Source organism: Caballeronia sp. SBC1 (assembly GCF_011493005.1).
Taxonomy (GTDB): domain Bacteria; phylum Pseudomonadota; class Gammaproteobacteria; order Burkholderiales; family Burkholderiaceae; genus Caballeronia.
In genome coordinates this window covers 1,576,248-1,600,263 of the sequence record NZ_CP049157.1, presented here as the reverse complement: position 1 = coordinate 1,600,263, position 24,016 = coordinate 1,576,248, and the positions used below count along the sequence as shown (strand labels likewise).

Below are 24,016 nucleotides of genomic sequence, written 5' to 3'. Positions count from 1 at the left end.
GGTTAGCCCGTCGTTGGCCCCTTGTTAGCCACTTCCCGTCCCCCGCCGCATTGTCCTAAACTCATACAGCGACGCCCCTGAGCGACGCGACCAGGCAAACGCGATACCCGCCGTCGCGACGCCTCAGCTCAGACGAAAACCCGTTCCACTTTTCTTTTAGGGCTCACATGAAATTCAAGGACTATTACGAAGCCTTGGGAGTCGAGCGCACCGCGACACTGGCGGACATCAAGAAGGCGTACCGCAAGCTCGCTCACAAATATCATCCCGATGTCTCCGCCGAACCGGACAGCGAAGCGAAGTTCAAGGACGTCGCCGAAGCGTATGCCACGCTGAAAGACCCGGAAAAACGCGAAGCCTACGACAACCTCGGCAAACATCCGGCCGGCGAATCGTTCACGCCGCCCCCCGACTGGCAGCAACACTTCCATACGGGCGATGCCGGTCTCGAAGACGTCGACCTCGCGGATCTTTTTGCAGCCTTTGGCCGTGGTGGCAGCGGGGGTGGTCATCGCAGACAAAGCTTTCCGGTTCCCGGGCAGGACTATGAGATCGCCGCGCCGGTAACGCTTGAGCAGATCCATCGCGGAGACGAGATCGAACTGAGCGCCGAGCTTCCCGAGTACGACGCCAATGGCCTCGCACATCGCGTGCCGCGAACCTTTCGAATCACCATTCCCAAATCGGCGGCGAACGGCCAGCGGCTTCGGCTGGCCGGCAAGGGTGGCCCGGGCTTTAATGGTGGGCGGGCCGGCGACCTGTATGTGTCGCTCGTCTTGCAGCCGCATCCGCTCTACAGGCCCGATGGCCGCGACCTGTATATCGACCTGCCCCTCGCGCCTTGGGAGGCCGTGCTGGGGGCCAGCGTACACGTGCCCACCCTCGCCGGCACGGTGGAACTCAGCGTCAAACCGGGCACGACCGCCGGGCAAAAATTGCGGCTCGCCAAACGCGGACTGGCATCGGCCGATGGCAACATTGGGGCGCTGTATGCCGTGGTCAGGATAGAAGTGCCGAAGACGGTAGGCGCTCGTGAACACGAGTTGCTGCAACAACTGGCGGCGGCATCGAACTTCAACCCGCGCAAGCACTTCGCGTAAGGAGCAAAAGCCATGAGCACACCATTGAGCGAGTCGGTCTGGCTTAACGACGTGGACGTTTGCCAGGTTGAATATCTGGCGGAGGTGTCGGGGTTATCGATTGAGGAAATTGAAGACCTCATTGATACCGACGTGATCAAGCCGGTGGACACAGCCGCGCCCACGCGCGTGTTTCAGTTGCGTTATGTCGTGACCGTGAAGACTGCACGGCGGTTGCGCGATGACTTCGAACTCGACCGGCGAGGTCTTGCGCTGGCGTTGTCGCTACTGCAACGAATAGACGAACTGCAAGCGGAAATACACGCGACGAAGGCGCGGCTCGGACACCCTAGGGGAATCGCGTAGAGACGGCTCGTTATGGGGGTGAGTCCGGATCATGGCGGATAGCAAACGCTATCGGCCATGAATCAGGGGGAGCTCTCATGCCCCTTCTGCTAGGAGAAGTTCTTCGGATTCCCTGCCGTCGTCACTCGATTGGCTTGCGTAGTGTCAACAACGGCTATGGGCGCAGGTTCGCTCATCCACGCTTCGAGGAGCGTCGACGCCACCGCCAGAATCACCGGCCCAACGAACAAACCGACTATCCCGAACGCGAACATGCCGCCCAACACGCCGGCCAGGATCAATAGCATCGAGAGGTTCACCCCGCGCCTGATCAGAACCGGCCGCAGCAGACTATCGAGCATGGCAACCGCAACCGACCAGATCAGCAGCAGGATAGCGGCCACGGTTGCGTCATGCATGAAGAGCCACGCGACACCGCCGAGCAATGGCAGTAGCGGGCCGATCTGCGCCAGGCACAACATCAGCATTACCGCGGTGAGGATTCCGGCAGCAGGAACGCCAGCGATCCACAGACCGATCCCGCCCAGCGCGGACTGTGCCACCGCTGTTACGACAATCCCCAGCGCGACCGCGCGAATCGCCAGTCCCGCCAGCTTGACAGCTTCCGCCCCACGCTGAGCGGCAAGCCGGGTTGCGAAACGCGTGACGAAGCGGCCCGCTGCTTCACCCTGGCTGTAGAGAATGCCCGCGATAATGATTGTGACAAACATGTGAATCACGAACACGCCCACGGCTGCGGCGTGACCGAGCATCCAGCGCGCGACGATCGTCAAATACGGTTCAAGCTTCGCCAGCAAACCGCCCGGTCCGGCGTCGGACAAGGTCTGCCATTCATGCGCGACGCGCTGCCCGGCAAGCGGAATCTCGCCGACCCAGCTTGGCGGCGGCGGCAGTGCATAGCTGGGCAGGACCTTGATGGTTCCCATGATGTCGCCCGCGTGCAAGGCCAGCGTCGAAATTGCCTCGTAGAGCGGCAGCGCGATCACAAACAGCAGAATGATCAGCATCACCATGGTTGCTATCCATCGGCGATTGCCGACTCGGCGCTGCACCGCGAGCATCACGGGCCAGGTGGCAACCACGATAGTCGTCGCCCAAATAAGGCCCGGGATGAAAGGCCGCAGGATATAGAGGCTGCCGATTGTCAACGCGGACAGGATGACAATAACGAACAGAATGCGGGCAATATCGACTGGTTGACGCGGGGTCATTTCATTCATTTCGTGCTCCTGACAAGAATATCCTGGCTGTGCTTGAACGCGCGGGCCGAACACTCGAAAATCGGCTTCGGCCGCACGAGCCGCACAGCGAGCCCGATGCCTGACTTAGTTTACCGGTTATTGGTTTCCAGCAGTGTGTCTGGCCTGGACGCATGATGTTGGCGGCTTCCGCAAGAAGTCACCCCACATGCGCGGCGAAGCGACTTTGACAGGCTTTGCCCCGGAAGTCGATATGTCTCAGGAGGCGAATGCGGTCATGTTGTCAACTTCATTGCATGGGCCGCGACGTACGACGCGTTCGCATCACGTTATACAGGAAATGAGCAGGAAATGAGCACGCCACTCAGCGGTATCGTGAGCGTGTCGGTCGGGCCGATGCGTGCGGCTGACCCGCCGCCGCTGACTTCAGGCGTTATTGACCAGCGTTTCGAAGGATTCGCCGCCCGCCGTTTCTTGGTAGCTTGTTTCTCGGTTGCTTCTCGATAACGAGCCACAGTCGCTAATGGCCGGCATGCATCCTGGTGCGCGGCCACACCATTGGGTGGCCTTCTGCTTGTCCCACGCCTACGACTCAGCCTGGACCTGCGTGGCGCCCTTCACGTAGCCGTCAAATGGTCCAAAAACTTAAATATTTATTTCTATTGCCCTTCAAAGCCTCATTGTTCCGGTCGCGGCGAACCGCGTGTGCAGGCCGAACGCTGTCGCCAGGTTATGCGGCGTGTGGCCGCCGAACCTCAGCGCGTCGCGGTAATAGTCGCGCAGCAGATCGCGATAAGACGGGTGCGCACAGTGCTCGATAATCTGCAGCGCTCGCTCGCGCGGCGCGAGGCCCGTCAGATCGGCCAGCCCCATTTCTGTGACGATCACATCAACGTCATGCTCGTTGTGATCGCAATGCGGCACCATCGGCACGATGCTGGAGATCGCGCCGTTCTTCGCCACGGACTTGGTCGCGAAAATGGCATAGGCGGCATTGCGCGCGAAGTCTCCCGACCCGCCAATACCGTTCATCATGTGCGTGCCGCCCACATGGGTGGAATTCACGTTGCCGTAGATATCGACTTCGAGCGCCGTGTTGATCGCGATCAGGCCAAGCCGTCGGATTACTTCCGGATGATTGCTCACCTCCTGAGGGCGCAACACCAGCTTGTCCCGGTAGCGCGAGAGGTTATCGAAGACCTGCTGTTGACGGTCTTGAGACAACGTGATCGATGCGCCGGAGGCAAACGTCACCTTGCCCGAATCCATCAGTTCGAAGGTCGAATCCTGCAGCACCTCGGAATAGATCGTCAGCGCCTCGAAGGGGGAGCTTGCGAAGCCGGACAGTACCGCGTTGGCGATCGTCCCAATGCCGGCTTGCAACGGCGGCAGCGTTCGAGGCAGCCTCCCGCGCGACACTTCATGCTGGAAGAACTCGATCAGATGGCCCGCAATGCGCGCGGTGTCCTCGTCGGGTTTCTCGACCGTGGAGGGACTGTCCGGGGAGTTAGTCACAACGATCGCGGCAATCTTTCCGGGCGGCACATGAATAGACTGCGTGCCCACGCGGTCGTCAGGACGCACAATGGGCAGAGGCTCGCGCAGCGGCCTGTCAGCCGGCAGCCAGATGTCGTGCAAGCCCTCAAGCGCAGCGGGCTGCGCCAGATTGATTTCGACGATCACCTTCTGCGCGCAAGCGGCGAACGTCGCTGAATTGCCGATGGACGTAGTCGGGACAATGCCACCGGTTTCCGTGATTGCGACGGCCTCGATGATTGCGATGTCCATTGACCCGAGGCGATTCGTGCGAAGCAGTTCCACCGTCTCGGACAGATGCTGGTCGACGTACATCACTCGGCCCTCGTTGATCGCGCGGCGCAGTGTACTGTCGACCTGAAACGGCAGTCTTCGTGCAAGCACCCCGGCGTCGGTCAGGATCTTGTCGGTGTTGTGTCCGAGCGAAGCGCCGGTGACCAGCGTAATGCGCAACGGCTGACCCTCGCGTTGCGCGCGCCCGGCAAGTGCCGCAGGCACCGCCTTGGCGTCCCCGGCGCGCGTGAAACCGCTCATGCCGACCACCATGCCGTCATGAATCAACTTAGCCGCGTCGGCACTCGACATGGTTTTATTTAGCAGTGCTTTGCAACGAATGCGGTCTTCCACCATTTGAATGCTCCTCAGGACCGACGATCGCGGGCTGCGCTCGTTATGGTCAGATGTGCGGCGACGCGGGCACGTGCCAGGCCGCCGCCGCGCAGATCAGCTTCCGCCGAAGAAGAGTGAGCAGTAGCTGGCAGGTCCCACGCATTCGTCCGGCTTGCGCATTGCGTGAGGTACCTGAGGCGCTTCGCGAACTGCGGCACTAGCTGTATCGATTGCAACCGCTCGCTGATCCTGCTGCGCCGCTTGGCGGTTCGTCGCGCTCACCGGAGCCGGCTGTGCATACACCGTTGACAGGACAAACCACGAACCAGCCACCAGCGCACTCTTCAATAATTTCATTTCACTTTCCTCGTTTTATTACTTGCATGCAGCGATCAACTCGCCGCCGAGGGAAATATATGACTGCGTGATGGGTTGATTAAGGGGCCGTAGTGTAAGGCATCCTTCCTCATCCGCGGACAATCGACGCGCGGCTGTTCGCCACGGTGCGCGGACCACGCCGGTCAGCGGCGGTTGAACGGTGCATCGCGATCGAGCAACGCCGTGCGAATCGAATGCAACGACGCCACCATGCGCCGCACCTCGCGCTCGTGGCCATGCGCAACACATGACCCAAGGCTTTGTTGCGCCGCTTCGAGCGCGGATACCACGGCCCCAAGAGCCCGGATCCGATGTTGATCGGTTGGCGCGGTGAAGAGGAGTGAAACGGCCTGCCGGAAGGACTGCATGGCCAAGTGCCCGTGCCTGTGTTCACCAATCGAGATGCCTGATGCCGCGCTTGAAGCCACACTTGACGCCGCCTCACGCAGATCGATAACCGCCTGCCCTACTTCGAGTGTCACCAGCATCCATCTCAACGCGCGCCGATGTTCTCGCGACCTATCTGCAAGTAAGCCACGCAACTGGTACATCAAGTCGTGCGTGCTTGCGTGAAAGCGATGATTCAATCCAACGAGCCTTGCTTCGCATGCGCGCGCCACGTGCGCCCGCAGCTCGCGTTGAGTTCTTTCAACCAGCCATGCGGCATTGGGCGGACATACCAGCGCAAAGCAGAGCGACGCGGCCAGCAACGCGAGGACCACTGCAACGCCGTTATTCATCAGCGTCTCAGGGGCATAACTCATGACATTGTCCGGTCCGGCGAGCAAGCAAAAGAACACGAGAAAACCAGTCCCGAAGCCGCCAGCTTGCCGATGCGACGCCACGTAAGTGCCGAGTACGACGACCGGCGCGAGGACTGCGCATAGCAACGCGAAACCGTCGATGGCGGGATATGCATAACGTGTCAGCCCGCAGCCGACGACCACGGCGAGCGCCGCACCGGCAGCCATCTGCAGCGCGAGCCGGGAGGGCCGTGCAGAGGTCGCGCACAAACCGCAGGCCAGCGTGGCCGCAATCACGGCCATGCCGCCGCTGGGCCATGCTGTCGCAATCCAGAAACCGCCGATCAGCGCGACCGTCGTTGCAGTCCGCGCGAGGGAGGCGAGCACGACACTCACGTGGGTGCGCGCCATGTGCGGATAAGTTACACGGTCAGGCAGCGCGAGCGACTCGTTGTGTTTCCACGCAGCATGCGTGCGAGTGTATCGAGCGAAGTCATCGACGAAACGAAATAGTAGTTCGACGGCGGTATCGAAATCGGGCAGCAGCGTGGGAGCGTCTGATTCCATCCGTGCTCGTCCGAGGCGAAAGGTCTCCTGCGTACCCGCCTGAAAGCGCTGCAAGGCCCCGGCGAACTCGGCTTCGTGGTTAAAGCTGTCGTGCGTCCGCAAGAGAATCGCGAGTGCGTCGAGCGGCGTAGAGATGACGGTGACCAGCATGGCGCCGTCGCTCGCGAGCACACGCCTGAGCAACTGATGCAACGCATGCAGGCGCGCACAGGCATCGAGGAATTCGCTGTTGAGCCGCGCAAGACGACGGCTTTGCGCGCGCATGGCCGGCGTCTCATACGCGGCGTAGCGGAGCTGGGCATCGAGGGCAATCGTTTCATCCACCCACGCGCCAAAGCGCTGTTCGAACGCGCCTCGCCCAACGCCGCGGCCAAGCACGTTTGCCGCGAAAGCTTTAAAATCTTCATCCCGGCGACGCAAACCCGCCGCGAATACAGTACTCGCGCGCAAAGGCATGATGAGCGCGCTGATCGCGCCCGAACAGAGTATGCCGAGCGTGACTTCGGCTGCGCGGTTCAACGAGGCGAGCAACAAGCCGTTCGGATCGGTCACGGCCGGTATGCCGATCAGCGCCGCCGTGTACCCTGCCAGCACGAAGCCGTACCACCGAAAGTGACGAACCCTCACAGCCAGCGCCGTACAGACGGCAACCCATCCAGTCAGCCCGGCCATGTAGGCCTCTGGCTGCTGCACAAACACACTTCCGAGCACCAGCGCGGCGACCGCGCCCAGCAGCGTGCCGAACAACCGGTACACGCTTTTTGCGAGCACCATGCCCGCCAGCGGTTGCATGAGCACGACGGCGGTAGTCATCGCAACACGGGGCTGCGGCAACTGAAGCAGCATGGCGAGGCCCATCGCGCTCGCTACGGCCATGAATGTTTTCAGCAGATGCAGCCAGGTGGGCGCAGCGGTTGCAAGCCAGTCACGGGCGGCATCTTTCACCCGATCCAACGCGCTCTCGGGCACCTCTTCATCGTTCATGAACCAGCAACTTTCCTCAGGCCAGCGTTTGGCGCGTGCAACTCGGGCGTTCTTCATGCAATCACGCGAACCGCCATGCGAAGGCGCCGATTGTATGGAGCTAACGTCGCCGGATTAAGCCGCCTTGCCACAACCCGCTTCTCTGGATTTCGCAACAATGCCTGCGTGCCGCGGGCAGACAATTCGGCCTTCTTTGCTAACACAAGGTTCTGATGGATACGCTACAAAACATGCGCGTCTTTGCGCGCGTGGTTGAATCGGGCAGCTTCACGGCAGCCGCGATCAGCATGAATTCAAGCACCGGCGCGATGTCACGCGCCGTCTCCGAACTTGAAGAACATCTGCGCACGCGCCTCATGACGCGTTCCACCCGCAAGCTTTCGCTCACGACAGCGGGCGAGCGTTATCTGAAACGATGCCTGCAGATCCTCGCAGACATAGACGGTGCCGAAGAAGAGGCAAGCTGCGCGCACGAACATCCGTCAGGGACGTTGCGCATGTTCAGCTTCGCAAGCATTGGACAGCATTACGTGCTGCCCGCGATTGCGCAGTACCGGCAGCAGTATCCGGATGTCTCGGTCGACCTGACGCTGTCGCAACGCATGCCTGATTTGTTCGAGGGAACCAGCGACGTGGCGATTATCTCGGCGGCGTCGCTGCCGGACTCCGAGATGGTCTCGCAGCCGCTTGGCGCCACCTTCAGCATCCTGTGCGCATCGCCCGAGTATGTGCGTTTGCAGGGGATGCCCGAGCGTCCTGCTGATCTCGCGCGGCATCAGTGCCTGACGCTGAATACGCCCGCGTTTCCGGCCAATGAGTGGACACTCGACGGTCCCGACGGCGTTCAGACCATGAACATCAGCGGCCCGGTGCAGGTCAATATTGCGGAGTCGCTTGCGGTCGCGATCCGTGAAGGACTGGGCATCGGCATGCTGCCGCTATACGCGGCGGTCGACGGCTTGCGCAATGGCTCGCTGGTCCGCATCCTGGACCAGCATATTTTGCAGAAGACGAATATCTATGCGCTTTACGCATCACGCCGTTTTGTCGATGCAAAGACGCGGACCTGGATTGATTTCCTGCGCACTTACCTGCCCGCGATGATCGCCCGTGACGAGGTGGTGCTCGCCGATGTCGCTCATGGCACGCCGCTTCAGGTCAACAAGACTTTCCCACTCGTTTCATAACAATGCCTTCCAGGCAGAGGTCTTAATCTTAAAGGTGTGCTTACCTAGACTAGCGTCACCGGTTGCGAACAAGACTGCTCGCACCGGACCAAGACCTAAACGAGAGGTAAGTCATCATGAAGTCCCTGATTCAAGCCGTTATTGCTGTTGCCGTGCTTTCCGCTCCTATTGCATCGTTCGCTCAGTCGAACGCGCCGGTCACCCGTGCGCAGGTTCGCGCGGAGCTGGCCCAGCTCGCACAAGTCGGGTATCACCCGGGTGATGGCGATAACGCGCGTTATCCCGCGGACATCCAGGCTGCGGAAGCACGCGTTGCTGCTCAAGACAGCGCGGCGACCGGCTACGGCGGCAGCACAAACGGGACGTCGGCTTCGGGCCGCCCCGACGTATCGGCGGCTGACTGGAACGCGATGTACACCCGTTAATCAAGTCAGCCAGTCTGTCAATGGTTTGCGATGGGCGCCCAAACTCATCGCCCAAACTCACACAAGCGGTTCCCGCGCCCCAATGCGCTGGAACCGCGGCTGAATGAACCGTGGTCGTGATCGGACGCATCAAGCCTCAGCGGTCGACACCTTGTTCCGGCCCGTCGCCTTGGCGTTGTACAGGGCCTCGTCGGCAGCTTTGATCACCGTCGTCAGATCGTCGTCCATCTGCGGTTCACGGCTCACCGCGCCAATACTGGCCGTCACGCATCCATACTCGCTGCCCGCATGCTCAATATGGCACGCGCAAATAGCGGAGCGGATCTTCTCCGCGATCAGCGAAGCGCCATGCGCCGAGGTATCGGGCAGCACGACGATAAACTCCTCTCCCCCATAGCGTGCAGCGCTGTCCGCCGGACGCCGGATGTTGTCGGCGATGCATCGTGCGACCGCCGCCAGGGTATCGTCGCCGGCCTGATGGCCGTAGGTATCGTTATAAGCCTTGAATCGATCAATATCGACGAACAGCAGCGACAGCACACTCTGCGAGCGTTTCGCGCGCCGCCACTCAAGCTCAAGTATCTCGCCAAGACTGCGGCGGTTGTTCAGTCCGGTCAGTCCGTCCGTGCGCGCCAGCAATTCCAGCGCCGACTCGGCCCGCATGCGCCGCCGCAACTGCATTCCAAGCAAAACCGAGAGCCCGATGAACGCCGCGCCGAACGCGGCCATCAGCGATCCGATCGTGAGCGCCCGGTGCCGCCATGATGCGTAGATATCCTCCTCGGACGCCGCCGCCATGATGATGAGGGGCGCATGCGGAAAATTGGCAAACCAATACAACCGGCGATTGCCATCGATTGACGATTTTTCGATAAAGCTGCCTTCCGGCGCTAATAAAAACTGCTTGAAAGTGGCCGCATCCTTGATGTTGCGCCCAATGACCTTGGAGTCGTAAGGCTGCCGCATAAGCATGGCGCCGTCTCGTCCGATCAGCGAAACCGATCCATGCGGGCCTAGCGCCAAGCCGGCGAACAGGTCGTGGAAGTACGCAATATTCACCGCCAGAAGCACGATCCCCGCAAAGGATCCGTCCGGGTTGGAAAGCCGTCTGCTCAAGCCGATGCTTGGCGTGCCGTTGCGCAAGCGAGACAGGTATGGATCGCTTATATAGAGACCCGCATTGGGGTTGTCGCGTTGAACCGTGAAATACGGCCTGTCGCTGAAATTGCCGGTTCTTGGCGTATCGCCACCGGAGTCGATGACAACGTTGCCGAGCGCATCCATCACCAGCATGGAACCCAGATATTTCGCGCTGGCGGCGCGGTCGAAGAGCACCTCGCGGCGCAGGCGCGGCGGCAAGGCCATCACGTCCGCTTGCTGAAGCCCGTCGACCACTGCTTGCAGCGACAATTGATAAAGTTCGAGATTGCGTTCTATATCGCGCTGTGCGATGACGGCAATATCGCGCAAAGTGTCACGCGTATGGTCCAGCGCATCCTGGCGACTCTGATAGAGGACCACACCGCACAGGCTCATCATGACAATTGCAATAAAAACGCCACACGTAGCGACTGCAACGGACGTTGACAGCCCGCCCTTGATGCGGCTCCCGATGCCGGCGCAGCTGGATTGCTCTGCTTTTGTCATTGTGGTTGCGGTCTTTCCTACTTGATAGAGGAAGCGGTTCTCGTCCCTGGTCCCGCCGGATCAGCCTCAATGCATCCGCGGATCTCGCGTTCAGCTAATGTCCGACCGACATCCCGCCGCTGAACCTCCATTCAAAAGGCATCGAAAGGAATCATTACCCAGTTCCCACCTCGCGTCACTATCAGTATTACCACTAGCTAGTGGCACGGCGGTCATTTGCCATGCCGTTATGCACACGCCATTATTGGCGGGCGGGTTTCCAACGGAGAATATGCCACCACCACCCGCCGCAGTTTCCCGCGTTACGAATCATATTCCATCAATCCCGTACCCGGTGTTTTCGTGGAAAACCAGGCTCATAAGGAGGCGTCGATGTTTCAACCGCTATATCAAGTCCATGAAGTGACGCAAGAAACGAAAGAACTGGCAACGGCGCGCAAGATTGCGGCGATTGTCGGGGCGCTCACTTTTCCCACCATTGCACGTTCAGAACTCGCTTACCGCGCCCTGCCCGCTGACCTGGAAGCGAAGCTGATTGGCTATCTCCAGGGATTTTGCCAGCCGATCTGCGCGGCATGGCAAATTGACGATTCGGATGTTCCGGCGGCCGCCACCGGCCTCGTCATCAATTTGATTTTTCCCGACAGCCGGGCATCGCTCAACCATACGGTCGACAGCGCGATCCTGAGCTCGGAGGCTTTCAGCAAAGGCGTGGAGGCGGGCCGCCGTGACGGCGAGCTTTATCGCACCACCGGACGGAAAGGCACCGCGCTATTGCAGATTTTAGCCAGCGATTTCCGGGAGTTTTGCGATTATTCAAAAGTTGCGGCGGACGTACCCGCGTAAGACGGCGTAGTCCTTCGCGTTTATCGGATTGGCAATCGGGGAAGCGAAGCTGAAAAACGCTTCGAAGGACGAGTGCTGCCCGCCGTTTCGACATTAGCCAGTGGCTACTAACCACCACTTATTCGCCAGTCAACCGGTTAATACATCGCGCCTCCTGTAAAGGCGCGATGCGGCCCTGCATCCAGCATTTTTTCATCCAACAACGCGTCGATGAATGAACGTACTCTGGGCGGCATCATTCGCGCGCTGGGCGTCAATACGCTGACCGGTAGCGGCGCGGGACGGCACTCGCCCAGCAACTCAACCAGCGTTCCCTGCCTGATGTGATGCGCCACCATGTGTTCAGGCACCTGCGCAATGCCGGCGCCCTGCAATACCGCTTCCACCATGGCGTCTCCATGACTTAACGTAAAGCGTGATCGTGGCCGCACTTGAATCTTTTCTCCTCCATCCACGAACTCCAGCGGACGCTCCCGGCCGGACGTAGGCATCCGAAACAAAATGACCGATCGCCCTTCGACGTCCTCAACAGCGTTCAACGCGCCATGGACTTTTATATAGGCGGGACTCGCGCAAAGCACGAGATGCTGATAGTCAAACCGGCGCGCAACCAGACCAGAGTCATCTAGTGAGCCTATGCGTATCACCGCATCCAGGCCTTCACTCACCGGGTTGACTCGCTCGTCCGTCAAACGCAAGTCGACGTTGAGCGCAGAATGAACCGCAAGCAAGCGGTTCAATACCGGGACAATCTTGCGTGTTCCGTAGCCTATTGGCGCGCCCACGCGCAATGTCCCTGTCGGCGCTTCGAGCGCATTTGTTGTCGATAACTCCAGCGAGTCAATCTCTTCCAGGACCCGCGCGCACTTCGCAAAAAGGGCGTCGCCTTCCGCCGTGAGCCGGACTGCGCGAGTGGTTCGATGAAACAACCTCACGCCAAGGTCGCTCTCCAGGCGCGCCACGCTCTTGGCGACCGATGAGGGCGCGAGACCCAGTTCGCGGGCGGCTGCGGCGAAGCTGGTATTTCTCGCCACGGCGGCGAAACTCATAAATTGCTTGAGATTTTTCATGATCGATTCACGGTATGTTGCCGTGAATGTTACGGCATCGACGCATGTTTTTCTCGAAAGATCCGCGACTTATAGTGAATGCCCACGCTCAATGATCTTGTCGAGGAATGCCATGTTTGTATTGAATACCCAGCCGCCTGAATACAATTTTGCCGGTACGCGCGTACGTTTGCTGATGTCGGGAAAGGAGACGGCCGGCGCTTTCTGCATGATGGAGTTTTTCGGACCGCCGAATCGGGCCACCCCGCTGCATGTGCATGAGCGCGAAGAGGAAACCATCGTCGTGCTTGAGGGTGTTGTCGACGTAACGGTCGACGGAAAACTCGTCAGCGTGCGCGCGGGCGAAACCGCGTTATTGCCACGCAACGTCCCGCATCGGCTGGCCAATAATACCGAGCTGCCCTCAAGGTATTTGATCATCTGCACGCCCGCCGGATTTGATGACTTCCTCGATACTTGCGCCGACGCCCAAGCGGGCCCCGTCACGCCTGTTCCGCCGCAGCCGGAGGATATTGGACGCATGCGGGAAGCTGCGCCGCGCTTCGGGATTACCTTGCTGGCAGGCTAGGGTCGCGAAGTGGCCGCCTTTTCGTTGTTGGGAATATTGGGGCTCAGAGCCTTATCCGCACAGGATGCCCTCCTGCCCGCGAGGCATTTGCCGCAGCGCGCTTATAATCTTGCGCGGTACCGGGCATGCCGGATCAAAGGAAAAGATCCGGCCGATCGTATCGCTTCGGTACAGCAATATCGGGCGGGCCGCCTGGAGCAAGCTGCTCTGGCAGTCACGTGACTAGCCAGTTCAATCACCTGTGCGGAACTGCCCCGAGATTAAACAAGATAAACAAACCGGCGCGGTCTTGTTCGCGCCGGCAACCCCATCGACTGAAAGAGTGATCATGACCATCTCCATGTACAGCACGTCCGTCCCGGTTTTCAAGCAGATGCTGACCGCCCTCTCCGACGTGCTCAAGAAAGCGGAAACGCACGCCACCGAAAAGAACATCGACCCGAACGCGCTGCTGCAAGCACGTCTGTTCCCGGACATGTTCCCGCTGGTGCGTCAGGTACAGATCGCCGCTGATTTCAGCAAAGGCGTGACCTCGCGCCTGGCCGGCGTTGATGTGCCGTCGTGGGCCGATACCGAAGTCACGTTCGCCGATCTGCAAGCGCTGGTGGCCAAGGCACTGGCTTACATTGGCACGTTCGAGGCCGCGCAATTCGAAGGCAGCGAAAACAAGGAAATCGTGCTGCGTCCGGGCACGCCGAAAGAGAAGAAGCTGGCCGGCAGCGCCTACCTGCAACACTACGGCCTGCCCCAGTTCTTCTTCCACGTGACGACCGCATATGCAATCCTGCGCCACAACGGCGTCGAGATCGGCAAGCGCGACTACATGGGCGCTTATTGATCGAACTGCGGATCGAACCGCGGATCGAGTTATTGGTCACAAGCTGCGGATCAAGCTATTGCTTGAGCGCATACGCATCAAGCCGGCTGCAAAGGACGCGACACAGTCCATTGCAGCCGGCTTGATTTCAAACTTCAAAAGCTCAAACGTTCAGAAGGTCTGCCATTCCGGATCTTTGCCCACGACCGGCGCGATCCTCGCAGCAGCGGCCGGCCGTTTCGCGGGTTTGATCTTGCTTGCCGGACGGCTCATTGCCGGCGTTGCACGGACAGCCGTGACCGCTTGTACAACCGGATCGGAAGCACTGATCTGGAACACCGACACGAGTTCGCGCAAGGTGCCCGACTGAGCTGCCATTGACTGCGCGGCGGCGGACGCTTCTTCAACCAGCGCCGCGTTCTGCTGCGTCACCTCATCCATCTGCATGACCGCCTGATTGACCTGCTCAATGCCGGTGTGCTGCTCACCCGACGCCGCGCTGATCTCACCCATCAGGTCTGTTACGCGCTTGACCGACTGAACCACTTCGCCCATGGTGCGTCCGGCTTCGTCAACCAGCTGCGAGCCGGCATGCACCCGCTGCACTGACGCGCTGATCAGGTCCTTGATCTCCTTCGCCGCCGACGCACTGCGCTGAGCCAGTGTGCGCACTTCGCCTGCCACCACCGCAAACCCGCGGCCCTGCTCACCCGCCCGCGCTGCTTCAACTGCCGCGTTCAGCGCAAGAATATTCGTCTGGAACGCAATGCCTTCGATCACCGTGATGATCTGGGCCACCTGTTCCGAGCTGCTGGAAATTTCGCTCATGGTCTGGACCACGCGATTGACGACCTCGCCTCCGCGCACGGCCGTCTCCGACGCGTTGGCAGCCAGCGAATTGCCTTGCAGCGCATTCTCCGCATTCTGCTTCACGGTCGCGGTCAGTTGCTCCATGCTCGCAGCGGTTTCTTCCAGCGAAGCCGCCTGCTCTTCCGTGCGCTGGCTGAGATCCGTATTGCCTGCTGCAATCTCCGCGGAGCCGGTGGCAATGCTGTCGCTGCTGTTGCGTACCCGGCCCACCACGTCGACCAGCCGCTCGTTCATGTGACGCATCGCAGCCAGCAGCTGACTAGCTTCATCCTTGCCCGATACCTCGATATTCGCCGTCAGATCACCCCGGGCGACAGTCTCGGCAATCACGACAGCGCGTCCGATCGGAGTGGTAATGGAGCGTGTGATCAGCCAGCCGATCGCGATCCCCGCGAACACCGCGACAGCAATCAGCAAGCCTGTACTCACTACGGCGCTGTCATAAGTCGATGCTGCGCGCGCGACCTCCTTTTCCGCACCGCTGCGGTTGAGCTCGACATCCGCTGCAATCAGCTTGAGCGTGTCGGTGAACGCGGCGCCAGCGTCGCCGCTTGAGAGCGCTCGGGCGTCGTTGAATCCGGCGTCGCCCTTGTCGGACAGGTCGAGCAGTTTCGCGTCAATAGCCGCATAACGCGCCCACGCGCTTTTGATGTTGTCGAAGAGTTGTTGCTCTTCAGGCGACGACACAAGCTTCTCGTAGTTCGTAAAAACTTCCTGAAGCTTGACGACAGAAGCGTCGTGCTCCGTGCGCTGTTCCTGCTTTTCCTTCGGGTCGGACGCCAGGATCGAGCGCAATGTCGTGCGCCGTGCATTGTTGGCATACGCCTGCATTCTGCCGGCAGCCTGGACGCTTGGCAGCCAGTCGTTGCCCAGTTCCACCGTGCCGGCATAGATGTGCGACGCCTGCCAAAGCGTCAATCCGCCAACCGTACATAACAACAGCAGAATTGTCGCGAAACCCACGCCAAGCCGGGTGCCTATCTTGAAGTTATTCAAATTCATCTCATGCTCCAGTGTGATCAACGATGCACACGATTACGGAGCATTCGCGACTTCCTGAAACAACCTTTCAGTTTTCGGCGTTACCTCAAAAACATATGAAGAATAAGGCGGATTTGTAAGCTATTGAATTTAATCAGTAATTTTCGGAACGATTGGAGCGATGTGTCTCACGGAGACTTGAGGTTTCGGTAAAAATAACATCATTGAGATGAGGAATCGGTAAAGCGCGATAATTTTTACCCGCAAATACCAATTTTTGAGTACTTTTTCCTTAATAGACTGACGCACAAAATAATTCGATGTTCCTTACAACGGCTTATCATTTACGTCGTAGGAAACGCAATAACTCGCGTGATATTGCAATCGATCGTCAATTATCAGCCAATAGCAGTCGTGTAGACGCACGATCGTTCAGGATTGGTCGATCTCCGGGGGCGCTTGGGCGAATAATTGCGCGCATAGCTCGCGGCCCGCTTCGCTCAGCGCTGCCGTGGGTGTATTCGCGGCGTTTTCGCGGGACTCGTCCGCATTACCCGAGTTGGCCGGATCCAGCAACGCAGCGTCGGACAGCGCGGTCAGGTGACGTCTCAGGCTGCTCATCGGCACGCCCGATTGCTTCGATAACTTCGCGAGCGACCACGCGCGCCCGGGTGTCTCCTGCGCCGCCCGCCATAACTGCGCGAGGATCGCGATCAGCGCCGGGTCGATCTCATCGTCCATATTTTTGTCCCTGTCATTAGTCTCTGATTTTCCCGCGCGCCATGCCGGCTACGAGTTCGCCGAGCGTCTTCACCGCGGCTTCCGTCTGCGCGTTCCAGGGATAACTGTAGTTGAGCCGGATGAAATGACGGAAGGCATCGCGCGATGAAAACATGGTGCCCGGCCCGATCGTGATACCGAGCGCGAGCGCGGTTTCATAGAGCTGCATCGAGTCGACATTGCCAGGCAACTGGACCCACAGCACATAGCCGCCCATGGGCGTGGACGTCTGTGTGCCGGCGGGAAAGAAGCGCGTGACCATCGCGATCATGAGCCGCGCCTGCTGCCGGTACACCTTGCGCACGTGTCGCAGATGACGGTCGTAACCGCCCTGCCGCAAATAGTCCGCCACGGCGACCTGCGGCACCGAAGGGGTGGTCAGCGTGTTCAGGAACTTGAGCTTTTCCACCTCGCGGCGGTATCGCCCGGGCATCGCCCAGCCTATCCGGTACGACGCCGTCAGGCTCTTCGAAAACGATGCACAGTGCAGCACCAAGCCCTTTTTATCGAAGTTCTTGAGCGCCGACGGTCGGGCATCGCCGTAGTACAACTCCTGGTACACATCGTTTTCGATCACCGGGATTTCATGGGCAGCGAGCAGGCCGACAAGCCGCTCCTTGTTCGCGTCGGACATCACGAAGCCCAGCGGATTCTGGAAGTTCGGCATGACCATGCATGCCGCGATCCGATGTTCGCGCACGATGACCGTGAGTGCGTCGATGTCGATCCCTTCGGACGGATGCGTCGGCACTTCGATTGCCCGCATGCCGAGACGCTCGATTGCGTGGAGCATCGCGTAATACGTTGGCGATTCGACCGCGACAGTGTCTCCCGGTTTCGCCACGGCCTGCAAGCTCAGGTTGATCGCCTCGGTGGCGCCAACGGTGATGATGATCTCGTCGGGGTCGACGGGCACGCCGTTCTCCGCGTAACGCCGCGCGATCTGGCGGATGAGTTCGGGGTTGCCGGGCGGTAAATCGTCCATCAGGTTCCAGCTTGAATGCCGTCGCGCGATGCCGTTCGCCAACTGGTTGATGCGGCGCCACGGAAACAGCGACGGGTCCGGATAAGGCGACCCCAGCGGCGTGGCGTCCTGCGAGCGGATGGAGCGAAGCGTGGACAAGACAAGGCGGCTGACATCGACTTTCGAAGCAACGGGCGGTGGCTGCGAGGCGACCTGACTGACCGCTTGCGGCGCAGGCAATTCGCGCACGAAGTAGCCGGACTGCGGCCGGGTTTCCAGTACACCCCGGCTCTCCAGCAGCGCGTACGCATGCAGGACCGTCTTGATGCTGACGCCATGCTGCGCGCTTGCCTGACGGACCGACGGCACACGCTCACCCACGGCGAACACCCCGCGTCGCACAGCTTCCTCTATCTCGGCCGCGAGTTTTTCGTAGAGCGTCACGGTGGGCGAATGAGTAAAAAAGTCGAGGGAACAGGCACGAGGCCTGGGAAGGCATCAACTGTACTCCTCGTCTATCTATTTTTCTGTATGCCGCATTAATTTCGGAACACAGTAGCCTTGAATCATTGGTGAAAACCCTCATGAATCCGCGGCAGGCATTGTGAAAAAACCCGAACCTCGCATTGAACCGTACACGCACCCCGCAGCCGGCTGGGGCGCACTCAAGTACGTCGCCCTCAATCTCCTCAAGGAGAAGGTATCCGGCGGGAATTACCGCACGCTGTTCGGCCAGAACCAGCCGGATGGTTTCGATTGCCCCGGCTGCGCGTGGCCGGACCGCGAGCATGCGTCCACGTTCGAATTTTGCGAGAACGGCGTCAAAGCCGTGGCCGCCGAGTCCACCAGCAAGCGCGTCACGCCCGCATTTTTCGAAGAACATACCGTCGAACAGTTAATGGCGCAGTCGGACTACGAGCTTGAACAGCATGGCCGCCTGACTGACCCGCTTGTCTACGATGCAGAGCGTGATCGCTACGTGCCCATTGCGTGGGACGACGCGTTTGCGCTGATCGCGGACCACCTGAATCGCCTCGATGACCCCGATCGCGCCGCGTTTTATACCTCGGGCCGCGCGAGCAACGAAGCCGCGTTCCTGTACCAGCTATTCGTGCGCATGTACGGCACCAACAACTTCCCCGACTGCTCGAACATGTGCCACGAAGCCACGAGCCGGGGTCTGCCGGGAACCGTGGGCGTGGGCAAGGGAACCGTGACGCTCGAGGATTTCGAGCACGCGGATACCCTGCTTCTCTTCGGCCAGAATCCTGCGACGAACCATCCACGGATGCTGGGAGAACTGCGCGAGTGCGCGAAGCGCGGAGCCACAATCGTCTCTATCAATCCGCTGCGTGAACGCGGTCTCGAACGCTTCGCGAGTCCGCAGCATCCGGTCGAGATGCTCACCGGCGGCAGCACGAAAATCAGTTCGGTGTTTATCCGCCCGAAGATTGGCGGGGATTTTGCGTTGATCAAAGGCGTAGCGAAACGCGTAGTCGAACTGGACGACGCAGCGCTCGCGCAACGCTTGCCGCGCGTGCTCGATCTTGCGTTCATCGCTGAGCATACGGTTGGTTTCGATGCCTTCGCCGAGGACCTGCGCGCCGAAAGCTGGGATGCGATCGTCGCGGAATCGGGCGTGCCGAAAGATGAAGTCCTGCAACTCGCCGATATCTACGCACGCGGCCGTGCCGTGATCTCGACGTGGGGCATGGGCCTTACGCAGCACAAGAACTCCGTGCCAACCGTACAGATTCTCTCGAACCTGATGATGATGCGCGGGAACATCGGCCGGCTGGGTGCCGGGCTGTGCCCGGTGCGCGGACATTCGAATGTGCAGGGAGATCGCACCGTTGGTATTGAAGAGCAGCCGACGCAAGCGTTCCTCGACCGGCTCGGCGCCGCGTACGACTTCGAGCCGCCGCGCGAACATGGCTACGACGTTGTGCGTTCGATTGAAGCGATGCTCGCCGGCAAGCTGAAAGTGTTTATCGGGCTGGGTGGCAATTTTTCGATTGCGACGCCTGATACGCCGCGCGTATGGGAAGCGATGCGCTCATGCGACCTGACCGTACACATTACGACCAAGCTGAACCGCAGTCACCTGATTCATGGCCGCGACGCGTTGATCCTGCCCACGCTCGGCCGCACTGAAATCGACATGCAGAACGGCGTGGCGCAAGGCGTGAGCGTGGAAGACTCCATGAGCATGGTGCACATTTCGTACGGAATGAACCGGCCGGCTTCGGCGAACCTGTTGTCGGAGATTGCTATTGTCGCGCGCATGGCGCTGGCCACGCTCGGCAGTGCCAAGGTTGACTGGCTCGCGCACGCGAATGACTATGCGCTGATTCGCGATGGTATCGAGAAAGTGATTCCGGGGTTCGAGAACTATAACGAGCGGCTCAAGCACCCTGGCGGCTTTCATCTGGGCGTGGCATCCCGCGACCGTGTGTGGATTACGCCCAGCGGCAAGGCGCAGTTCCTCGTGCACGGCATCGAATTCGATACTCCGATTCATCGGGCCCGGACGGTTCATGGCGAGCGGTTGATGACGCTCATGACCACTCGTTCACACGATCAGTACAACACCACAATTTATGGTCTCGACGATCGTTATCGTGGGGTGTACGGACAGCGGCGCGTGTTGTTCGCCAATCAGTTGGACATTGAGATGCTGGGTTTCGAAGCAGGACAACGGGTGGATATCACGAGCGTATGGGACGACGGCGTTGAACGGCGCGCGGACAGTTTTCTTCTTGTGCCCTACGACATTCCGCGCGGCTGTCTGGGCGCGTATTACCCCGAGACGAATCCGCTTGTGCCGCTGTCGAGCGTTGCCGATGGCGCGGGGACGCCTACGTCGAAGTCTATTCCGGTGTTGTTGTGTGCATCCTCCAAGACCCAGCTCGAAGCGGCTTGATACCAGAGGGAATCAGCCCTTCGGCGCCACGGCCCGCACCTTGATCATGTCATAAAGCGCTTGCGCGGCAGGCGACAGCCGGGCAGTCTTTCGAACCACCAGCACCAGCGCACGCGACACCACCGGATCGACCAGTTCAATCGTGCGGATATTCGGATACGCGCCCTTCTGCACAGCAAGCCGCGGCACCACCGCCGCCGCAATACGCTCGGCCACCAGCCCGACCGCTGTCGAACTGCGCTGCACTTCGTAGAACGACTGCAACCCCAGCCCATTCGCGCCCAGCGCCGTATCAAGCAAAGCACGATTGCCACTGACCTGCCCGGCGAATATCAGCGGGTACGGAAGCAATTGCTTCCACGCCACTCGCCTGCGCCTGGCAAGCGGATGGTCCTCGTGACAGATCAGCACGTATTGATCTTCAAGCAACGGCATCGTCATGAGTTCAGGATGATGCGCACCGGCGATATTGATCCCGAACTCCGCTTCGCGGCGCAGCACCGCGTCGGCCACGGCCGACGACGCGTGATCGAGAATCTTGATCCGGTTGTTCGGATAGCGCGCCGAATACTCCTGCATGATGCGGGGCAAATACTGCACGCCGACCGTAGGCACGCATGCAATCGATACATCCCCTCGTTCCGCCTTGCCCGTCTCGCGGATCTCAAGCAACGCGTCTCCCAACTCCTCGAGCAAACGCCGCGCTTGCGGCAGGAAATCCCGGCCGATCAGACTGAGCGCGATAGAACGCGTGGTTCGCTCAACCAGCGTCACGCCAAGAAAGTCTTCGAGCTTGCGCAAGCGTTGCGTGATCGCCGTTTGCGTGACATGCAATGTGTCGGCAGCGTTCTGAAAGCTGCCTTTATCGGCGATGGCAACAAACGCCTGAACGCCAAGGATGTCGATTTTCATAAGAAATATTGATCAATCTGAAGAATAAATTCATTTTACTCGGACATCGGCTGTGCGCAAACTGGCGGCACCCCACACCCCTTCCCGCAGAGGAATCCACCATGTCAGCTCTTGACGAATCCCCCGTTGCAATGGCTGCGCGCCTCTATCCCGAGATGGCGCGCAAACTCGAGATCGTGCGCCGCCGCCTCGACAAGCCGCTAACACTCGCCGATAAAGTGCTGCTCGGCCACCTCGACAATCCCGCCGATCAGGAACTCATTCCGGGTAAGAGCTACCTGTTGCTGCGCCCGGACCGTGTCGTGTTCCAGGACGTACTCGGTCAGACCGGCATGCTGCAGTTCATGCAAACACTGCGTGAACGCGTTGCCGTCCCGACCAGCATCCACTGCGATCACTTGATCCAGGCGCGTGTTGACGGCGCTTCGGACCTGCGGGTATCGGTGTTGGAAAACAGCGAGGTCTACGACTTCCTGCGCAGCGCCGCAGCCAAATATGGCGCGGGTTTCTGGGAGCCGGGTGCGGGCATCATCCACCAGGTTGTTCTGGAAAACTATGCATTCCCGGGCGCGTTGATCATCGGCACTGATTCGCACACGCCGAATGCCGGTGGACTGGGCGCGTGCGCGGTGGGTGTCGGCGGCGCGGATGCCGTAGAGACCATTGCCGGCTTGCCGTGGGAAGTGCTTTATCCAAAGCATATTGCTGTGTACCTGACCGGTTCATTGAACGGCTGGACGGCGCCCAAGGACGTGATCCTAAATGTCGCGGGCCAGCTCACCGTGTCCGGCGCGACCAATGCAATTGTTGAATACATCGGCCCTGGCGCGCGCACCATCAGCGCTACCGGCAAGGCGACCATCACGAACATGGGTGCGGAACTCGGTGCAACAACGTCCATGTTCCCCGCCGATGAACACATGCTCACGTACCTGGATGCCACCGGCCGTGGTGATCTGGCGCCATTGGTCCGGCAATACACGTCTGCTTTGTTCGAACCGGATGCAGCGGTAGAAGCGGACCCGGAGCGCTATTACGACCGCGTGATCCGCATCGACTTGTCCGCACTGGAACCCTATATTGTCGGGCCACATTCGCCCGACCGTGCACGACCGCTCTCGCAGCTCGCGGCCGAACTCAAAAGCGCTGGCAACACCATTCCCGAAGCTATTTCCGCCGCGCTGATCGGCAGTTGCACGAACTCTTCCTACGAGGACATGAGCCGCGCCGCAGATGTCGCCGCACAAGCTCGCGCGCATGGGCTGAAGGCAGTCGTCCCGTTCCTCGTGACCCCGGGTTCGGAACAGGTGCGCGCGACGATCGCACGCGATGGTCAGCTCGATGAACTCGAAGCGCTCGGCGGTACGGTGCTCGCGAACGCGTGTGGTCCTTGCATTGGCCAGTGGCATCGGGACCCGCGTGCGACGGCTACGCCGAATGCCATCGTCACGTCATACAACCGTAACTTTCCGCGCCGCAACGACGGGTCGCCCGCGACCATGAACCTGATCGCCAGTCCGGAAATTGTGACAGCGCTCGCGCTGGCAGGCCGGCTGTCGTTCAACCCGGCCACGGATTCGCTCACCGGCGCGGATGGCAAGCCTTTTATGCTCACGCCGCCGAAGCCCGCGCCCGAAGTGCCGCCGACCCGCTTCGCGCCCGGTCGCACAACCTATGTTGCGCCGCCCGCGGACGGCCGCGATATCACGCTGAGCGTCGACCCGGCCAGCGAGCGCATCCAGTTGATGCAACCATGGGCAGCATGGGATGGCCGTGACTTCACCGGCATGCCGGTCGTGCTGAAAACCCGCGGCAAGACTACGACCGACCATATCTCGCCCGCCGGGCCGTGGTTGCGCTTTCGTGGGCATCTGGATAAATTCAGCGACAACCTGCTCAACGGCGCGACCAATGCTTATACAGGCGAGATCGGCGTGACGACGAACATATTGACAGGCGAAGGCGGTCTCACGCCTGCGCGAGCGGCTCGTCAATACCGGGCGGCGGGGCAGCCTTGGGTGGTCATCGGCGATTCGAATTACGGAGAAGGCAGCAGCCGCGAGCATGCTGCGTTGTCGCCAAGGCTTCTGGGCGGCGCGGCGGTGATTGCCCGCAGCTTCGCGCGCATTCATGAGTCGAACCTGAAGAAGCAAGGCCTGCTTGCACTGACATTTGTCGATCCGGAAGACTACGACCGGATCCTCGCCGATGACCGGCTCGATCTGCGTGGGCTTGACCGTCTGGCGCCGGGAGAACCGGTCGAGTGCCGTATCAACCATTCAGACGGCCACGGCGAAACGGTATGGCTCAAGCACTCATATAGCGACGCTCAGTTGCAGTGGTTCCGCGCAGGGTCCGCACTGAACGTGCTGCATAAATCGGCAGTGTAGTACGGAGTGCTGGCTTTCTGACTGTAATTCGCCCGCATGAAGTGCTGCTTCATTTGCCGTGTGCGACAACGGACGAGACCTTGGTGGCTTGCAATCCTTACGCTTGTCGCCGGAGGTCTTATATCTGGTAACGCATGTTCATCTGCGTTAGAACCTGCGCCCGGTTGGCCTCATG

Annotated in this window: 19 protein-coding genes; 9 read left to right on the top strand and 10 right to left on the bottom strand. The window is 60.2% G+C overall.

Going from position 1 to position 24,016, the window contains the following annotated elements:
• The first annotated feature begins 167 nt into the window (after positions 1 to 167).
• Together SBC1_RS25150 and SBC1_RS25145 are read left to right on the top strand one after the other, a co-directional pair.
• Positions 168 to 1,100 carry a DnaJ C-terminal domain-containing protein gene (locus SBC1_RS25150; protein WP_165093934.1) on the top strand — a complete coding sequence of 311 codons (933 nt, stop codon included), beginning with the start codon at positions 168 to 170 and terminating at the stop codon, positions 1,098 to 1,100.
• Positions 1,101 to 1,112: 12 nt separating this feature from the next.
• The gene (locus tag SBC1_RS25145; protein WP_165093939.1) at positions 1,113 to 1,445 is read left to right on the top strand and encodes a chaperone modulator CbpM; all 333 of its coding nucleotides are present in this window, start codon (positions 1,113 to 1,115) and stop codon (positions 1,443 to 1,445) included.
• Between the two features lie 89 nt (positions 1,446 to 1,534).
• Here the strand turns inward: SBC1_RS25145 and ydiK are convergent, their stop codons facing one another.
• From ydiK to SBC1_RS25125, 4 genes are all read right to left on the bottom strand, one after another.
• Positions 1,535 to 2,656, bottom strand: a complete 1,122-nt coding sequence (gene ydiK, locus SBC1_RS25140; protein ID WP_370469666.1) for an AI-2E family transporter YdiK — start codon at positions 2,654 to 2,656, stop codon at positions 1,535 to 1,537.
• Positions 2,657 to 3,313: 657 nt separating this feature from the next.
• Positions 3,314 to 4,810 carry an acetyl-CoA hydrolase/transferase family protein gene (locus tag SBC1_RS25135; RefSeq protein ID WP_165093947.1) on the bottom strand — a complete coding sequence of 499 codons (1,497 nt, stop codon included), beginning with the start codon at positions 4,808 to 4,810 and terminating at the stop codon, positions 3,314 to 3,316.
• Positions 4,811 to 4,903: 93 nt separating this feature from the next.
• Entirely contained in the window at positions 4,904 to 5,146 is a 243-nt protein-coding gene (locus SBC1_RS25130) for a head-tail adaptor protein (RefSeq protein WP_165093950.1), read from the bottom strand.
• Between the two features lie 164 nt (positions 5,147 to 5,310).
• Positions 5,311 to 7,461, bottom strand: a complete 2,151-nt coding sequence (locus tag SBC1_RS25125; protein WP_165093954.1) for an FUSC family protein — start codon at positions 7,459 to 7,461, stop codon at positions 5,311 to 5,313.
• 212 nt (positions 7,462 to 7,673) lie between these two features.
• On the opposite strand from SBC1_RS25125, the gene SBC1_RS25120 reads away from it, so the two are divergent.
• Entirely contained in the window at positions 7,674 to 8,648 is a 975-nt protein-coding gene (locus SBC1_RS25120) for a LysR family transcriptional regulator (protein ID WP_165093958.1), read from the top strand.
• Positions 8,649 to 8,764: 116 nt separating this feature from the next.
• On the top strand, positions 8,765 to 9,073 hold the full coding sequence (locus SBC1_RS25115; protein WP_165093961.1) for a DUF4148 domain-containing protein: 309 nt from the start codon (positions 8,765 to 8,767) through the stop codon (positions 9,071 to 9,073).
• Between the two features lie 129 nt (positions 9,074 to 9,202).
• On the opposite strand, the gene SBC1_RS25110 is transcribed toward SBC1_RS25115, so the two are convergent.
• Complete coding sequence (locus SBC1_RS25110) at positions 9,203 to 10,720, bottom strand: sensor domain-containing diguanylate cyclase (protein ID WP_165093964.1); 1,518 nt, start codon at positions 10,718 to 10,720, stop codon at positions 9,203 to 9,205.
• 342 nt (positions 10,721 to 11,062) lie between these two features.
• Here SBC1_RS25110 and SBC1_RS25105 point away from each other — a divergent pair, with 342 nt between their 5' ends.
• Entirely contained in the window at positions 11,063 to 11,566 is a 504-nt protein-coding gene (locus SBC1_RS25105; RefSeq protein WP_165093969.1) for a hypothetical protein, read from the top strand.
• A gap of 137 nt (positions 11,567 to 11,703) precedes the next feature.
• Here the strand turns inward: SBC1_RS25105 and SBC1_RS25100 are convergent, their stop codons facing one another.
• Entirely contained in the window at positions 11,704 to 12,636 is a 933-nt protein-coding gene (locus tag SBC1_RS25100) for a LysR family transcriptional regulator (protein WP_165093972.1), read from the bottom strand.
• 112 nt (positions 12,637 to 12,748) lie between these two features.
• Here SBC1_RS25100 and SBC1_RS25095 point away from each other — a divergent pair, with 112 nt between their 5' ends.
• Positions 12,749 to 13,204, top strand: coding sequence for a cupin domain-containing protein (locus SBC1_RS25095; RefSeq protein WP_165093977.1), 456 nt, complete (start codon positions 12,749 to 12,751; stop codon positions 13,202 to 13,204).
• A 328-nt stretch (positions 13,205 to 13,532) separates the two neighbouring features.
• Entirely contained in the window at positions 13,533 to 14,042 is a 510-nt protein-coding gene (locus SBC1_RS25090; protein ID WP_165093980.1) for a DUF1993 family protein, read from the top strand.
• A 150-nt stretch (positions 14,043 to 14,192) separates the two neighbouring features.
• Here SBC1_RS25090 and SBC1_RS25085 read toward each other — a convergent pair whose 3' ends face one another.
• From SBC1_RS25085 to SBC1_RS25075, 3 genes are all read right to left on the bottom strand, one after another.
• Entirely contained in the window at positions 14,193 to 15,893 is a 1,701-nt protein-coding gene (locus tag SBC1_RS25085; RefSeq protein WP_165093983.1) for a methyl-accepting chemotaxis protein, read from the bottom strand.
• Positions 15,894 to 16,304: 411 nt separating this feature from the next.
• Positions 16,305 to 16,613 carry a helix-turn-helix domain-containing protein gene (locus tag SBC1_RS25080; RefSeq protein ID WP_165093986.1) on the bottom strand — a complete coding sequence of 103 codons (309 nt, stop codon included), beginning with the start codon at positions 16,611 to 16,613 and terminating at the stop codon, positions 16,305 to 16,307.
• A gap of 16 nt (positions 16,614 to 16,629) precedes the next feature.
• Positions 16,630 to 18,060 carry a PLP-dependent aminotransferase family protein gene (locus SBC1_RS25075; protein ID WP_165093989.1) on the bottom strand — a complete coding sequence of 477 codons (1,431 nt, stop codon included), beginning with the start codon at positions 18,058 to 18,060 and terminating at the stop codon, positions 16,630 to 16,632.
• A gap of 160 nt (positions 18,061 to 18,220) precedes the next feature.
• On the opposite strand from SBC1_RS25075, the gene SBC1_RS25070 reads away from it, so the two are divergent.
• The gene (locus SBC1_RS25070) at positions 18,221 to 20,539 is read left to right on the top strand and encodes an FdhF/YdeP family oxidoreductase (RefSeq protein WP_165093994.1); all 2,319 of its coding nucleotides are present in this window, start codon (positions 18,221 to 18,223) and stop codon (positions 20,537 to 20,539) included.
• 12 nt (positions 20,540 to 20,551) lie between these two features.
• Here the strand turns inward: SBC1_RS25070 and SBC1_RS25065 are convergent, their stop codons facing one another.
• Complete coding sequence (locus SBC1_RS25065) at positions 20,552 to 21,451, bottom strand: LysR family transcriptional regulator (RefSeq protein WP_165093998.1); 900 nt, start codon at positions 21,449 to 21,451, stop codon at positions 20,552 to 20,554.
• Positions 21,452 to 21,552: 101 nt separating this feature from the next.
• Between SBC1_RS25065 and SBC1_RS25060 the strand changes: the two genes are divergently transcribed.
• Positions 21,553 to 23,841 carry an aconitate hydratase gene (locus SBC1_RS25060; protein WP_165094001.1) on the top strand — a complete coding sequence of 763 codons (2,289 nt, stop codon included), beginning with the start codon at positions 21,553 to 21,555 and terminating at the stop codon, positions 23,839 to 23,841.
• Positions 23,842 to 24,016: the final 175 nt, after the last annotated feature.

Coding starts and splice junctions, on each gene's coding strand:
- SBC1_RS25150 (WP_165093934.1), top strand. CDS start 168: ATGAAATTCAAGGACTATTACGAAGCCTTGGGAGTCGAGCGCACCGCG.
- SBC1_RS25145 (WP_165093939.1), top strand. CDS start 1,113: ATGAGCACACCATTGAGCGAGTCGGTCTGGCTTAACGACGTGGACGTT.
- ydiK (WP_370469666.1), bottom strand. CDS start 2,656: ATGACCCCGCGTCAACCAGTCGATATTGCCCGCATTCTGTTCGTTATT.
- SBC1_RS25135 (WP_165093947.1), bottom strand. CDS start 4,810: ATGGTGGAAGACCGCATTCGTTGCAAAGCACTGCTAAATAAAACCATG.
- SBC1_RS25130 (WP_165093950.1), bottom strand. CDS start 5,146: ATGAAATTATTGAAGAGTGCGCTGGTGGCTGGTTCGTGGTTTGTCCTG.
- SBC1_RS25125 (WP_165093954.1), bottom strand. CDS start 7,461: ATGAACGATGAAGAGGTGCCCGAGAGCGCGTTGGATCGGGTGAAAGAT.
- SBC1_RS25120 (WP_165093958.1), top strand. CDS start 7,674: ATGGATACGCTACAAAACATGCGCGTCTTTGCGCGCGTGGTTGAATCG.
- SBC1_RS25115 (WP_165093961.1), top strand. CDS start 8,765: ATGAAGTCCCTGATTCAAGCCGTTATTGCTGTTGCCGTGCTTTCCGCT.
- SBC1_RS25110 (WP_165093964.1), bottom strand. CDS start 10,720: ATGACAAAAGCAGAGCAATCCAGCTGCGCCGGCATCGGGAGCCGCATC.
- SBC1_RS25100 (WP_165093972.1), bottom strand. CDS start 12,636: ATGAAAAATCTCAAGCAATTTATGAGTTTCGCCGCCGTGGCGAGAAAT.
- SBC1_RS25095 (WP_165093977.1), top strand. CDS start 12,749: ATGTTTGTATTGAATACCCAGCCGCCTGAATACAATTTTGCCGGTACG.
- SBC1_RS25090 (WP_165093980.1), top strand. CDS start 13,533: ATGACCATCTCCATGTACAGCACGTCCGTCCCGGTTTTCAAGCAGATG.
- SBC1_RS25085 (WP_165093983.1), bottom strand. CDS start 15,893: ATGAATTTGAATAACTTCAAGATAGGCACCCGGCTTGGCGTGGGTTTC.
- SBC1_RS25080 (WP_165093986.1), bottom strand. CDS start 16,613: ATGGACGATGAGATCGACCCGGCGCTGATCGCGATCCTCGCGCAGTTA.
- SBC1_RS25065 (WP_165093998.1), bottom strand. CDS start 21,451: ATGAAAATCGACATCCTTGGCGTTCAGGCGTTTGTTGCCATCGCCGAT.
- SBC1_RS25060 (WP_165094001.1), top strand. CDS start 21,553: ATGTCAGCTCTTGACGAATCCCCCGTTGCAATGGCTGCGCGCCTCTAT.